The 12,334-nt window shown below is 60.8% G+C and carries 14 protein-coding genes; 5 read left to right on the top strand and 9 right to left on the bottom strand.

From position 1 onward, the window contains the following. Positions 1-137: 137 nt before the first annotated feature. Complete coding sequence (locus QZR14_RS24990; RefSeq protein ID WP_311998010.1) at positions 138-1,319, top strand: CaiB/BaiF CoA transferase family protein; 1,182 nt, start codon at positions 138-140, stop codon at positions 1,317-1,319. Between the two features lie 110 nt (positions 1,320-1,429). Here QZR14_RS24990 and QZR14_RS24985 read toward each other — a convergent pair whose 3' ends face one another. Both QZR14_RS24985 and QZR14_RS24980 read right to left on the bottom strand, forming a co-directional pair. Next, positions 1,430-1,924, bottom strand: a complete 495-nt coding sequence (locus QZR14_RS24985; protein ID WP_250605925.1) for a SprT family zinc-dependent metalloprotease — start codon at positions 1,922-1,924, stop codon at positions 1,430-1,432. A 140-nt stretch (positions 1,925-2,064) separates the two neighbouring features. Then, complete coding sequence (locus tag QZR14_RS24980; RefSeq protein ID WP_016773629.1) at positions 2,065-2,667, bottom strand: Yip1 family protein; 603 nt, start codon at positions 2,665-2,667, stop codon at positions 2,065-2,067. Between the two features lie 397 nt (positions 2,668-3,064). Here QZR14_RS24980 and ttcA point away from each other — a divergent pair, with 397 nt between their 5' ends. Beyond that, positions 3,065-3,889 carry a tRNA 2-thiocytidine(32) synthetase TtcA gene (ttcA, locus tag QZR14_RS24975; protein ID WP_123453360.1) on the top strand — a complete coding sequence of 275 codons (825 nt, stop codon included), beginning with the start codon at positions 3,065-3,067 and terminating at the stop codon, positions 3,887-3,889. 134 nt (positions 3,890-4,023) lie between these two features. Next, positions 4,024-4,698, top strand: coding sequence for a DNA-3-methyladenine glycosylase I (locus QZR14_RS24970; protein WP_250605926.1), 675 nt, complete (start codon positions 4,024-4,026; stop codon positions 4,696-4,698). Between the two features lie 114 nt (positions 4,699-4,812). On the opposite strand, the gene QZR14_RS24965 is transcribed toward QZR14_RS24970, so the two are convergent. Genes QZR14_RS24965 through arsC form a run of 3 tightly spaced genes read right to left on the bottom strand, consistent with a single transcriptional unit; the run spans position 4,813 to position 6,186 of the window. Continuing rightward, positions 4,813-5,238 carry a DUF2069 domain-containing protein gene (locus tag QZR14_RS24965; RefSeq protein ID WP_250605927.1) on the bottom strand — a complete coding sequence of 142 codons (426 nt, stop codon included), beginning with the start codon at positions 5,236-5,238 and terminating at the stop codon, positions 4,813-4,815. Between the two features lies 1 nt (position 5,239). Then, a complete protein-coding gene (gene wrbA, locus QZR14_RS24960) occupies positions 5,240-5,836 on the bottom strand; it encodes an NAD(P)H:quinone oxidoreductase (protein ID WP_250605928.1) in 597 nt (198 codons plus the stop codon). Further along, positions 5,833-6,186 carry an arsenate reductase (glutaredoxin) gene (gene arsC / locus QZR14_RS24955; RefSeq protein ID WP_007968707.1) on the bottom strand — a complete coding sequence of 118 codons (354 nt, stop codon included), beginning with the start codon at positions 6,184-6,186 and terminating at the stop codon, positions 5,833-5,835. The genes wrbA and arsC overlap by 4 nt, the downstream gene beginning before the upstream one ends. Before the next feature lie 113 nt (positions 6,187-6,299). On the opposite strand from arsC, the gene QZR14_RS24950 reads away from it, so the two are divergent. Then, complete coding sequence (locus tag QZR14_RS24950; RefSeq protein WP_102901697.1) at positions 6,300-6,767, top strand: TlpA disulfide reductase family protein; 468 nt, start codon at positions 6,300-6,302, stop codon at positions 6,765-6,767. Between the two features lie 246 nt (positions 6,768-7,013). On the opposite strand, the gene QZR14_RS24945 is transcribed toward QZR14_RS24950, so the two are convergent. Both QZR14_RS24945 and QZR14_RS24940 read right to left on the bottom strand, forming a co-directional pair. Beyond that, positions 7,014-7,427 carry an META domain-containing protein gene (locus QZR14_RS24945; protein ID WP_311998009.1) on the bottom strand — a complete coding sequence of 138 codons (414 nt, stop codon included), beginning with the start codon at positions 7,425-7,427 and terminating at the stop codon, positions 7,014-7,016. Next, positions 7,427-7,861 (bottom strand): hypothetical protein, encoded by a 435-nt coding sequence (locus QZR14_RS24940; RefSeq protein WP_093442198.1) that lies wholly within the window; start codon positions 7,859-7,861, stop codon positions 7,427-7,429. Before QZR14_RS24940 ends, QZR14_RS24945 begins: the two co-directional genes overlap by 1 nt. Positions 7,862-7,994: 133 nt before the next feature. On the opposite strand from QZR14_RS24940, the gene QZR14_RS24935 reads away from it, so the two are divergent. Next, complete coding sequence (locus QZR14_RS24935; RefSeq protein WP_311998008.1) at positions 7,995-8,453, top strand: hypothetical protein; 459 nt, start codon at positions 7,995-7,997, stop codon at positions 8,451-8,453. A 12-nt stretch (positions 8,454-8,465) separates the two neighbouring features. Here QZR14_RS24935 and QZR14_RS24930 read toward each other — a convergent pair whose 3' ends face one another. Next, complete coding sequence (locus QZR14_RS24930) at positions 8,466-9,455, bottom strand: 2-hydroxyacid dehydrogenase (RefSeq protein WP_250605933.1); 990 nt, start codon at positions 9,453-9,455, stop codon at positions 8,466-8,468. 81 nt (positions 9,456-9,536) lie between these two features. Further along, entirely contained in the window at positions 9,537-12,290 is a 2,754-nt protein-coding gene (locus QZR14_RS24925) for a response regulator (protein WP_311998020.1), read from the bottom strand. Between the last annotated feature and the right edge of the window lie 44 nt (positions 12,291-12,334).

Raw genomic sequence — 12,334 nt, 5'->3', positions numbered from 1 at the left:
TGCCTGGAAAAACCCGCTTCGGCGGGTTTTTTCTTGCCTGCGATTTGAGCGTAACGGTCACACCCGCTGACATTTGCGGTGATTGCCGTACGCGGTATCGCTGCCTAGGCTGAGTGCATCGCCCAAGGAGTTCACCCATGTCCGCACCGCTGGCCTCACTGAAGATCCTCGATTTCTCGACACTGTTACCGGGGCCGTTCGCCTCGCTGTTGCTGGCGGACATGGGCGCCGAAGTGCTGCGCATCGAGTCGCCGACGCGCCTGGATCTGTTGCGGGTATTGCCGCCGCATGATGGCGGAGTCTCGGCCAGTCACGCCTACCTCAATCGCAACAAGCGCAGCCTGGCGCTGGACCTCAAGCAGCCCGCGGCACTGGAAGTGGTCAAGCAACTGCTGGCCGATTACGACATCGTTCTCGAGCAGTTTCGCCCCGGTGTGATGGAGCGTCTGGGGCTGGGTTATGAAGCGCTGAAGGCGATCAACCCGAAGCTGATTTACGTGTCGATCACCGGTTATGGCCAGACCGGGCCATACAAGGATCGCGCCGGGCATGACATCAACTACCTGGCGCTGGCGGGACTGGCCAGCTACAACGGCCGCGCCGACAGCGGTCCGCTGCCGCTGGGCATGCAAGTGGCGGATGTTGCCGGAGGTTCATTGCACGGGGTGATCGGCTTGCTCGCGGCGGTGATTGCTCGTCAGCAGACCGGGCAGGGCACGCATCTGGATGTGAGCATGACCGATTGCGCGTTCAGCCTGAATGCCATGGCCGGTGCCGGCTATCTGGCGTGCGGCGAGGAGCCTGCGTGGGAAGAGCAGATGCTCAATGGCGGCAGTTTTTACGACTACTACCGCTCTCGCGATGGGCGCTGGATGTCGGTAGGCAGTCTGGAACCGGGGTTCATGCAGCAATTGTGTGCGGCGCTGGGCCGGCCGGAGTTGGCGGCGCAGGGCCTGTCGCCCAAGCCTGAACAGCAGCGGGCACTGAAATACGCGCTGACGGTCGAGTTCGAAAAACATGACTTTGCCGAGCTGTGCGAGATGTTTGCCGGGATCGATGCGTGTGTCGAGCCGGTGTTGAGTCTGGGCGAGGCGGTGCGCCATCCGCAGTTGCAGGCGCGGGAACTGGTAACGCAGGTGCCGCGTGAGGATGGTACGACGCAGGCGCAAATGGCCTGTCCGTTGAAGTTTTCCAAGGCGTTGCCGGCGCCGCGGCATGTTGGCGCGGCGTTGGGGCAGCATACGGATCAGGTGTTGACGGAGTTGGGGTTCAGTGCGGAGCGGATTGCCGAACTGCGTGCTTCCAAAGTGATTCTCTAGTGCCTGTACCAGCCCCTTCGCGAGCAGGCTCGCTCCCACAGTGGGCCGCATTCCAAATGTGGGAGCGAGCCTGCTCGCGAAGGGGCCGATACAGGCACTGCAAATCCGGGCTATTCCACCCGCATCTCACCACTGAACACTAGCGTGTTGCGGCATCGCCGACACAAATACCGCCGCCCCTGCCGCACCAGGCTATGGCGCTGCGCCGAAAACGGGAAATCACTGTCGGCACACGGGCATTTGTAGATATAGCGGGTCGCGCTGCGACGCTTGATTGCATAGGTGTGGCAGCGATCCGGCGGCAGTTCGTAAACGCCGCGCATGATCAGTTGCCATTCCTCGCCGTGGGGCTGAATGCGCTCGCCAAACAACTGATGGGCGATCAGGTGCGCGACTTCGTGGGCCACGGTCTGCTTGAGGAAGTGTTCGGTGTTTTCCCGGTACAGCTGCGGGTTGAAGCGCAGCAGGTTCTCGTGCAGATGCGCGACACCGGCTTTTTGCCCGCGCAGCTTGAGGCTGACGACAGGGCGCGGGAAGGAGCGTTTGAAAAAGGATTCAGCGAGTTGGTAACAGTCTTCGACGCGGGTATTGAGTTGCTCGGGCATGCTTGATGGATCTCCAGAGGCGTCGAGTATGCCGCAACCCTGTGCACTTGCGAATCGCCAAGCTGCCGAATGGTCATGCCGAGAACGAGAAGGCCGCCTTGCGGCGGCCTGAGTTGGCAGATCTTGTTTTTCTCGGAGGGTCAGTTCGTATAGACCGGGCCGACGCCCAAGCCCCAGACGATCACGGTGAATGCCATGATGGCCACCAGCACCACCAGACCCACCGCCAGCACCGAGCTGGAAAACAGGAAACCTTCATCCGACGGAATATTCATGAATGTCGGCAGCCCCACGTACAGCAGATAAACCGTGTAGCAGATGGCCGCCGTGCCGACGATCATTCCCAGCCACATATGCGGATACAGCGCCGCCAGTCCACCGACAAACAACGGTGTCGCGGTGTAGGTGGCAAACGCGACGCACCGTGCCAGGCTCGGGTTGGCGTCATAGGTGCGGGCCATCCAGTGCACGAAAGCACCCATGACCGCGACCCCGCCCAGCATCGCCAGGTAGGACATGATCGTCATCCACAGTGCGCTTTCAAAGGTCAGCATCACCGGCGCACGGTTGCCGATCACCCAGCCGACCTGAGTCGTGCCGATAAACGCCGAGACAGCGGGGATCGCCGCCAGAATCAGCGTATGGGTGAGGTACATGTGGCTGATGCTTTCCTCTTGGTCGCCACGGATTTCCTTCCATTCCTGATCGGGGTGGGTAAAAAGTCCCACTACGTGATGGATCATGCCATTCACTCCTCTTGTTATTGCCATCGCCCCCCAGCGGAGCGCCTACGGGCCAAGGTGGCCGAGCAAATACAGGTCTTCAGATTGTGTGCGACCTTATGTCGCAGTATAGAAAGGACTTACCCGTACAGGTATCAGGGGCTTAGAGCAAATCGCGCTGTAAACACAAGACTTAATCGCCGTACAGTCTTGAGTGATCGGACTTCCGATCCTGTAGGAGCTGCCGAAGGCTGCGATCTTTTGATCTTGTTTTAAAAAATCACAATCAAAAGATCGCAGCCTTCGGCAGCTCCTGCATGAATATGCATTTCAGAATGCGACCGTTCGGTATGCTTCGCCCACGCCGGGTTTTTGCGTAAAATGCCGGCCTTTCGTCACACCTCACGGATTCCGCGTCATGGGCACTCTTACGGTCAACCAGAACAAACTGCAAAAGCGCCTGCGCCGCCTGGCCGGCGAAGCGGTCGCCGATTTCAACATGATTGAAGACGGCGACAAGGTCATGGTCTGCCTGTCCGGGGGCAAAGACAGCTACACCATGCTCGACGTGCTGCTGCACCTGCAAAAGGTTGCCCCGATCAAGTTCGAGATCGTCGCGGTGAACATGGACCAGAAGCAGCCGGGCTTCCCCGAGCATGTGCTGCCGGCCTATCTGAAAGAGCTGGGCGTCGAGTACCACATCGTCGAGAAAGACACCTATTCGGTGGTCAAGGAACTGATCCCGGAAGGCAAGACCACCTGCTCGCTGTGCTCGCGCCTGCGTCGCGGCACGCTGTACACCTTTGCCGACGAAATCGGCGCGACCAAAATGGCCCTCGGTCATCACCGCGACGACATCGTCGAGACGTTCTTCCTCAATATGTTCTTCAACGGCTCGCTCAAGGCGATGCCGCCGAAGCTGCGCGCCGATGACGGTCGCAACGTGGTGATTCGTCCGCTGGCGTACTGCAACGAGAAAGACATTCAGGCGTACTCGGACTTCAAGGCATTCCCGATCATCCCGTGCAACCTCTGCGGTTCGCAGGAAAACCTGCAGCGTCAGGTGGTCAAGGAAATGCTCCAGGACTGGGAGCGCAAGACCCCGGGCCGTACCGAAAGCATCTTCCGCAGTCTGCAGAACGTGATCCCGTCGCAACTGGCCGACCGCAACCTGTTCGACTTCACCAGCCTGAAGATCGACGAGACCGCAGCTTCGCGCTTCGTCAACGTCGTCAATCTGTAAACACCTTCAAATGTGAGAGCGAGCCTGCTGGCGAAAGCGGTGTGTCATTCAACTGATTTGTTGACTGAGACTCCCACTTCGCGAGCAGGCTCGCTCCCACATTGGTTTCTTCGCTTTATTCAATAGGAGAGGGCATGCGCGATTACAAGTGGCTGCACGAATACTGTCTGAACCGCTTCGGTTCGGCGGCTGAACTGGAAGCCCATCTGCCCGTTCCCAAGACTCCCGCACAACTGCGCAAGATCAGCGACGACCGCTACCTTTCGACCATGGCCTTGCGCGTATTTCGCGCTGGCCTCAAGCACAGTCTGGTCGACGCCAAATGGCCGGCCTTCGAAGAAGTGTTCTTCAAGTTCGACCCGGAAAAAGTCGTGCTGATGAGCGCCGAACACCTTGAACGCCTGATGCAGGATGCGCGGATCATCCGCCACCTGGGCAAACTCAAGAGCGTGCCGCGTAATGCGCAGTTCATCCTCGATGTCGAGAAAGAGAAGGGCAGTTTCGGCGCGTTGATCGCCGACTGGCCGGTGACTGATATCGTCGGCCTGTGGACGTACCTGAAAAAGCACGGCCATCAACTGGGCGGGCTCTCGGCACCACGGTTCTTGCGCATGGTCGGCAAGGACACATTCGTGCCGAGCTACGACGTGGTCGCGGCGCTGAATGCGCAGAAGATCGTCGACAAAGTGCCAACCAGTCAGCGTGATCTGGCGATTGTGCAGGATGTGTTCAACCAGTGGCACGAACAGAGTGGCGGGCGGCCGATGAGCCAGATTTCGATGATGCTCGCGTACACCGTCAACCATTAAGACCGGGTCGCCCCAATCGCTGGCAAGCCAGCTCCCACAGGTTTTTGTATTGATCACAATATTGTGTTTCAACACAGACCCTGTGGGAGCTGGCTTGCCAGCGATGGCGGTCTGTCAGGCGACGCTGACCTCGCCTTCGCCAGCCAGTTTGCGATTCAACTGATACCGCCACCGCACATACAGCAGCGCCGAGCAGAACACCGCCAGGCTGGCGACCATCTCCAACACCCCAAACCACTGGCGGTTCGGGTCATACGCCGCCAGTGCGCCTTTGATGAAATACAGATTCACCACAAAACACATCCACGAATGCCCACGGGCACTGCCCATGATCATCGCCGGGGCGAGCACGATCCACGGGATCAGCTCGACCAGCAGAATCACCCACGGCCGTGCACCGTGCAGATCGGCGAAAACCAGGTAGTAGACAGCGAGCAATCCGGCCAAAGCAAAAAAACTCAGCAGGCTGAGCACCCGCATCGCCTTCACCCGTGGCTCAAGCCACTCGACACTCGGCAGAATCTTCGGCTTCTTCGCCATCTCAGCCCACCAGTTTCTGAGCGGTTTTCGCCAGCCGCAGACCCAGTGCGCGACACAACGCCACTTCATGCGGATCGAGGCCATTTTTGCCGTCAGCCCCAGCGTGATGGCTGGCACCGTAAGGTGTGCCGCCGCCCTGGGTTTCCAGCAGCGCCGACTCGCTGTACGGCAGGCCGGTGATGAGCATGCCGTGGTGCAGCAGCGGCAACATCATCGACAGCAGGGTGGTTTCCTGACCGCCGTGCAGGCTGGCGGTTGAGGTAAACACACCGGCCGGTTTGCCGACCAGAGCGCCTGTCAGCCACAGGTTACTGGTGCCGTCGAGGAAGTACTTCAGTGGCGCGGCCATGTTGCCAAAACGCGTCGGGCTGCCGAGAGCGAGGCCGGCGCAGTTCTTCAAATCATCCAGCGTCGCGTACAGCGCGCCTTCGTCCGGGATGGCCGGGGCCACGGCTTCGCACTCGGTGGAGATCGCCGGCACGGTGCGCAGGCGCGCTTCGAGACCGGCCTGTTCGACACCGCGGGCAATCTGCCGGGCCATCTCGTTGGTCGAGCCGCTGCGGCTGTAATACAGCACCAGAATGTACGGCGCGCTCACGGCAACAACTCCAGCACATTTTCCGGCGGACGACCGATCACGGCTTTGTCGCCGACCTCGAGAATCGGTCGTTCCATCAGTTTCGGGTGCTGGGCGATCGCGTCGATCAGTTGCGCTTCGCTGAGGCTTTCGTCAGCCAGCTGAAGCATTTTGTATTCATCTTCCCCGGTGCGCAGCAATTGGCGTGCGCTGATCCCGAGTTTGCCGAGCAGGGCCTTGATTTGCGCCGCGTTCAGCGGGGTTTCCAGGTAACGCACGACGTTTGGCGTCAGGCCGCGGGCTTCAAGAAGCTCCAGCGCGCCGCGGGATTTCGAGCAGCGCGGATTGTGATAAAGCGTCAGATCGGTCATGGCGGGTCGCTTCTGGCGTAAAGTGGCGGCTATTCTAACTGTGCAGCGCGCAATCCAGAACCTTCGGAGGCAATGGGTCGCAGGCGCCTTCAAATTTTCTCAAGGAACACGACATGACACGGCGATTGGCAGCGGCATTGACGATTATCGGGGCGTTGATGCTGGGGGGCTGCGGCAATGATTACGGGATCGACCAGAACGGTCAGAAAGTTGCGTCTGAACGTCTCGACAAGCAATGGGTGGTGCTCAACTACTGGGCCGAATGGTGCGGCCCGTGCCGGACCGAGATCCCGGAACTCAACCATCTGGCAGATGAGCTGAAGAGCAAGAACGTCGGCGTGTTCGGGGTCAACTTCGACAATGTGCAAGGCGTGGAGCTGAAGGACGCCAGTGAAAAACTGGGCATCAAGTTCACCGTGCTGGCGCAGGATCCGGCTGAACTGTTCGAATTGCCGCGCAGTGAGGCGCTGCCGGTGACCTACATCATCGACAACAAGGGCAAGGTGCGTGAACAGTTGATGGGCGAGCAGACGGCGGCGGGGGTGATGGCCAAGCTTGAGGCGTTGCAGGCGACCCAGTAACGTCAAAAGCCCCTCACCCCAGCCACTCCCTGAGGGAGAGGGGGCCGACCGAGGTGTCTGGCGAAGTACATCGACCTGAAAAAACCAGTCGATTATGGATTCACCAAAGCCACATCAAGTCGGTGCATTCCGCGAAGCCAGCAAGTCGGTTATGGATTCACCAAAGCAGGATCAAGTCGGTGTATCTCTGGAATATCCCCCAATCAGTCCCCTCTCCCCCTGGGAGAGGGTTAGGGTGAGGGCTTTTTAACCCTCTTCCAGCCACCAACGCAAAGGCTTGCCTTGCGCCGGCCAGAAACGCATCTGCTCGATCGGCGAGATGTCCCAGCGCTCGACGTGTTCCAGCGCCTGCAGGAAACGTTGTTCCTGCTCCATCAGCGCCGGTGCGCAGAGTTTGCGAGTCTTGCCGATCTTGCCGAAGGTCAGCTTGTCACCCTCCAGCGTGTACGGCGCAAACCAGTGGTTGCAACCGCCATTGCCGTAGGCGCGGCCATCATCACCGAGGGTCACGGTCAGATGGCTGTAATCCATCAGCGGGCGCTCGCCGATCCACTCCAGAATGTAGCTGCGGTTCTGTTGCAGTTGCACCGGCTCTGCCGCGCAACCCACCAGACCCACACCGACCATGGCGGTCAGGGCGGTCAGGGCAAAGCGTTTCATCACGCAGGCTCCTGGCATTTCGGGCACAGGTGCTTGTCGCCAACGGCTTTCCAGCCCAGCTCGGCGATGCGCGCGGTGGCCGCCGGTTTCTCGGCGGCCTTGCCGAGTTTGGCGTCCACGGCGAATTCGAAGCTCAGCTCTTTGGCGCAGCTGTCGCAGTTGACCTGCCAGGTGTGAATCGCCAGTTCACCGAACACCGGACCCGTGGTCATCGCGGTCCATTGGCCCGGCGGGTTGATCAGATGGCGGACGGTTTCAACGGTCAGGCGCATGGACAAGTCCTTGCTGCCTTTGAGGGTGACCAACAGCGCGTCACCGATGCGAATCGAGCCACCATTGCCGGTGACCTGATAGCGGCCCGGAACGAGGGCGCGGCATTCGGTGAGGGTGTGTTGCGGGTTCATCAGGGTGTAGCGGAAATCGTGTTCGACCATGGGTCCTCCAAATATGCGCGACATGCTAGCACGGGCTTGATTGCAGAATGATGCGCGCGTGCGACCTTCGATCCGGTTCAAATGCCGCGACACTCATGGCAAACTGCCGGCCTCGAATCTGAAGGAACGGAACATGGCGCTGATCGAATGTTATGAATGCAAAAAGAGCATCAGCTCCGAAGCCCCGGCCTGCATTCATTGTGGAGCTCCGATGGCGGAGCAAACCGCTCACGCCCAGGCGCAGACAGTCGCGGCACCGGCTCAGCCGTCGACGATTTCTTTTGGCAGTCTGCCGCGTAACAAGGCTGTGCCCGAAGTCAGTGCACCGGCGCCTGAACCGCAACCTTTACCGAAAGTCATGCCGGCCGCCGCGCGGCGTCGGCGCCAGCAGCCAACCGAGCAACCGGCCACTGAGCAGGCCAATGCCGACGGCAGTCGTCCAGTGGAAGGCTGGCTGAAGATCATGATCTTCCTGCTGCCGATGGTTTTCGTCTGGTTCCTGCTGCGCTACGGCCACTCGATGAAACAGCGCTTTTTTGGCTTCGGCTGGCTGGCGCTGCTGATTCTGGCGTCTTCGCTTTCACCGAAATAAACGGAATAAATCTCAGCCCTCGACCTGGTTCTGTGGCGTTCCCGCCGCCCAGGTCGCGATGTTGTGCAGAGTGGTTGCGGCAATCGCACCCAGCGCTTCGCGGGTCAGAAAGGCCTGATGCGCGGTGATGATCACGTTGGGAAAGGTCAGCAATCGCGCCAGCACATCGTCCTGCAAGGGCAGGTCGGAGCGATCCTCGAAAAACAGTTGTGCCTCTTCTTCATAGACATCCAGCCCCAGATAACCGAGCTGGCCGTCCTTCAATGCATCGATCAGTGCCGGTGTGTCAACCAGGCCACCACGTCCGGTATTGATGAGCATGGCGCCGGCCTGCATGTGCGCCAGTGAATCGCGGTTGATCAAGTGTTTGCTCTGCTCGTTGAGTGGGCAATGCAGGCTGATGATCCGCGACTGCGCGAGTAGTTCCGGCAGGCTCAGATAGCGCGCACCCAACGCCAGAACATCGGGGTTGGGGAAGGGGTCGTAAGCCAGCAGCTCACAGCCGAAGCCGTGCATGATTTTCGCGAACGTGGCGCCGATCTGTCCGGTGCCGACAATCCCCACGGTTTTGCCGACCAGATCGAAACCGGTCAGGCCATGCAGGCTGAAATCGCCTTCACGGGTGCGGTTATAGGCACGGTGCAGGCGACGGTTGAGAGCCAGGATCAGCGCCACGGCGTGTTCGGCCACCGCATGGGGCGAGTAGGCCGGCACGCGCACCACGGCCAGTCCGAGACGTTTCGCTGCGGCCAGATCGACATGGTTGTAACCCGCCGAGCGCAGGGCAATCAGGCGCGTGCCGCCCTTCGCCAGCCGCTCCAGCACCGCAGCGCTGAGGTCATCATTGATGAACGCACAGACCACTTCATGTTGGTCGGCCAGCGCTGCCGTATCAAGGCTGAGCCGGGCCGCTTGAAAATGCAGCTCGATACCCGCCGGGCAAGCGGCGGCGAGGAAGCTGTCGCGGTCGTAGGTCTGGCTACTGAAAACGAGCGTGCGCATGAAATCCTCCTGGAACATCGACACGGATTGAATCACCGAACCTACTTTAGCGCTGCCGGCGCTGGCCGGCATTGCCGTGGATCAGGCGCTGATCTTCGCTTGCGCCGCGAGCCGGTTGATCGCGCGCTCCAGTTCTTCCAGCGCTGCCACGGCCTTGGGGTCGTCCTGCTTGAGCAGGGTTTCGCTGCGCTGGCAGGCCGCGCGCAATTGCGGAACGCCGCAGTAACGGGTGGCGCCGTGCAGACGATGGACGCGCTCGATCAATGCGTTCTGGTCGCGGTTTTCGCACGCCGCGCGGATGGCTTCGCGGTCGGCTTCCAGTGAGGCGAGCAACATGGCCAGCATGTCTGCCGCCAGATCAGCCTTGCCAGCGGCCAGGCGTAAACCTTCCTCGTGATCGAGTACCGGCAGTTCATGGTTGCCCAGCGCCGTGTCGCCGATCCGCTCCGGCCCTTGATTGCGCAAGGCCAGGCCGGTCCACTTCAACACCACCTGCGCCAGTTGGCGCTCGCTGATCGGTTTGGTCAGGTAGTCGTCCATGCCGCTTTGCAGCAAGGCGCGTTTTTCGTTGGCCATGGCGTGGGCGGTGAGGGCGACGATCGGCAGCGGCGTGCAATGCCGCTCGCTTTCCCAATGGCGAATGGTTTCGGTGCTCTGGCGGCCGTCCATGCCGGGCATCTGCACGTCCATCAGCACCAGATCGAAAGACTCGCTCTGCACGGCTTTGACCGCCGCGTAGCCGCTTTCCACCGCAAGTACCTTGGCGCCCATGTCTTCGAGCAGGGTTTGCACCAGCAGCAGGTTGGCCGGGTTGTCGTCGACGCACAGCACTTTCGGTGCACGGCTCGACAGCGGTTCGCCCGGCTCATTGCGCGGCTGACGCGGGTTGACCAGATCGGCCAGAGCGCGACGCAATTTGCGCGTGCAGGCCGGTTTTGCTTGCAGTTGACTGTGCGGGTTCGGCACCGACAGATGGAACAGCGTCTGTTCGGTGGTCGGGCACAGCACCAGCACTTTGCAGCCGAGGTGTTCGAGGTCCCAGATGTGCTGATTCAACCGCTCGGGCAGCATGTCGTTGCTGGTGATGCCGATGACCGCCAGATCAATCGCCTGATCGGTCTGGTGCGCGCCGGTGACGCCATTGGTCAAGGTTTCCAGCGTATTGAACGGCGTGACGTCGAGGCCGCAATCTTCCAGTTGGTGTTGCAAGGCCTGACGCGCCAGTTCGTGACTTTCCAGCACCGCCACGCGGCGCCCGAGCAACGGCGCGGCCGGCAAGTCTTCGGCGTCATCGCGGGTTTTCGGCAGGCTCAGGCTGATCCAGAATTCCGAGCCTTCGCCCGGTGTGCTGTCGACGCCGATTTCGCCGCCCATCTGTTCGATCAGGCGTTTGGAAATCACCAGCCCCAGACCGGTGCCACCCGGTTGCCGCGACAGCGAGTTGTCGGCCTGACTGAAGGCCTGGAACAACGCGCGCACGTCCTGGTTCGACAGGCCGATGCCGGTGTCCTGAATGCTGATGCGCAACTGCACGCTGTCTTCCTGTTCATCTTCAAGCATCGCCCGGGCAACGATGGTGCCTTCGCGGGTGAACTTGATCGCATTGCTGACCAGGTTGGTGAGGATCTGCTTCAGACGCAGCGGGTCACCGACCAGCGACAGCGGCGTGTCGCGATAGACCAGGCTGACCAGCTCCAATTGCTTGGCATGTGCGGCAGGGGCGAGGATGGTCAGGGTGTCCTGCAACAGGTCGCGCAGGTTGAACGGAATATGGTCGAGCACCAGTTTGCCGGCCTCGATTTTCGAGAAGTCGAGGATCTCGTTGATGATCCCCAAGAGGCTGTCGGCGGACTTTTCGATGGTGCCCAGATAATCGAGCTGGCGCGGGGTCAGTTCGCTCTTCTGCAACAGGTGCGTGAAGCCGAGAATACCGTTGAGCGGCGTGCGGATCTCGTGGCTCATGTTGGCGAGGAATTCGGATTTGATCCGGCTGGCCTCCAGCGCCTCTTTGCGCGCCAGATCCAGTTCGATGTTCTGGATTTCGATGGTTTCCAGATTCTGGCGGACGTCTTCGGTGGCCTGATCGACACTGTGCTGCAACTCTTCGCGGGCGTTTTGCAGGGTGCCGGCCATGCGGTTGATGCCGGAGGCCAGTTCATCCAGCTCCTGACTGCCGAGCGGTGGCAAACGCGTTTCCAGATGGCCGTCCTTGAGTTGCGCGACGGCTTGTTTGATCTGGCTCAGCGGGCGGTTGATGGTGCGGCCCATGCGCAACGCCAGCAGGGCGGCGCCGGCCAGACCGGCGGCAATCAGCAGCAGGCTGGCAAACAGGCTGCGATAACCGCGTAGCAACATGCCGTTGTGCGACAGCTCCAGTTCGACCCAGCCGAGCAGTCGGTCGGATTCGTCCGGGATCAGTTCGCCGGCGAGGTTGCGGTGTTTGCCGAACACCGGCATCAGGTAACGCGTCGCGTCATTGCCACTGCGCCGTTGCAAATGCGCGCTGTCGCCGCTCGGTGCCTGATTGAGCATGGTCGGTCCGGCGTGGGCCAGCGGCGAGCGATCCGGGGCGAGGAACGTTACCGCGCGCACATCCGGCTGCTCGAGGGATTGCGTGGCAATGCGCTCCAGCAGCTCGCTGTTGCCGTGGCCCATGGCGGGCGCCACGAGCGGCGCCAGTTGCTCGGCAATCATTTCGCCGCGCTGCATCAATTGGGTCTGCAAGTCGACCTGCTGCGTCCAGGTGAAATAACCACCCAGCACCAGCGCCATCAGGCTGGTCGGCAACAAGGTCAGCAACAACACGCGACCTTTGATTCCCAGTTTCTTGAGCACGCCTATCTCCCGCATCCCGCTGATCTGTTGACTCATGCGTGCAT

The organism is Pseudomonas sp. rhizo66, from assembly GCF_031931925.1.
Taxonomy (GTDB): domain Bacteria; phylum Pseudomonadota; class Gammaproteobacteria; order Pseudomonadales; family Pseudomonadaceae; genus Aquipseudomonas.
This window is presented reverse-complemented; position numbering and strand designations above follow the sequence as displayed.

What these genes read in the sequence shown, in the direction of transcription:
- QZR14_RS24950 (WP_102901697.1), top strand. Translation starts at nt 6,300, where the DNA reads ATGACACGGCGATTGGCAGCGGCATTGACGATTATCGGGGCGTTGATG.
- QZR14_RS24930 (WP_250605933.1), bottom strand. Translation starts at nt 9,455, where the DNA reads ATGCGCACGCTCGTTTTCAGTAGCCAGACCTACGACCGCGACAGCTTC.
- QZR14_RS24985 (WP_250605925.1), bottom strand. Translation starts at nt 1,924, where the DNA reads ATGCCCGAGCAACTCAATACCCGCGTCGAAGACTGTTACCAACTCGCT.
- arsC (WP_007968707.1), bottom strand. Translation starts at nt 6,186, where the DNA reads ATGACCGATCTGACGCTTTATCACAATCCGCGCTGCTCGAAATCCCGC.
- QZR14_RS24980 (WP_016773629.1), bottom strand. Translation starts at nt 2,667, where the DNA reads ATGATCCATCACGTAGTGGGACTTTTTACCCACCCCGATCAGGAATGG.
- QZR14_RS24990 (WP_311998010.1), top strand. Translation starts at nt 138, where the DNA reads ATGTCCGCACCGCTGGCCTCACTGAAGATCCTCGATTTCTCGACACTG.
- QZR14_RS24970 (WP_250605926.1), top strand. Translation starts at nt 4,024, where the DNA reads ATGCGCGATTACAAGTGGCTGCACGAATACTGTCTGAACCGCTTCGGT.
- QZR14_RS24965 (WP_250605927.1), bottom strand. Translation starts at nt 5,238, where the DNA reads ATGGCGAAGAAGCCGAAGATTCTGCCGAGTGTCGAGTGGCTTGAGCCA.
- ttcA (WP_123453360.1), top strand. Translation starts at nt 3,065, where the DNA reads ATGGGCACTCTTACGGTCAACCAGAACAAACTGCAAAAGCGCCTGCGC.
- QZR14_RS24935 (WP_311998008.1), top strand. Translation starts at nt 7,995, where the DNA reads ATGGCGCTGATCGAATGTTATGAATGCAAAAAGAGCATCAGCTCCGAA.
- QZR14_RS24945 (WP_311998009.1), bottom strand. Translation starts at nt 7,427, where the DNA reads ATGAAACGCTTTGCCCTGACCGCCCTGACCGCCATGGTCGGTGTGGGT.
- QZR14_RS24940 (WP_093442198.1), bottom strand. Translation starts at nt 7,861, where the DNA reads ATGGTCGAACACGATTTCCGCTACACCCTGATGAACCCGCAACACACC.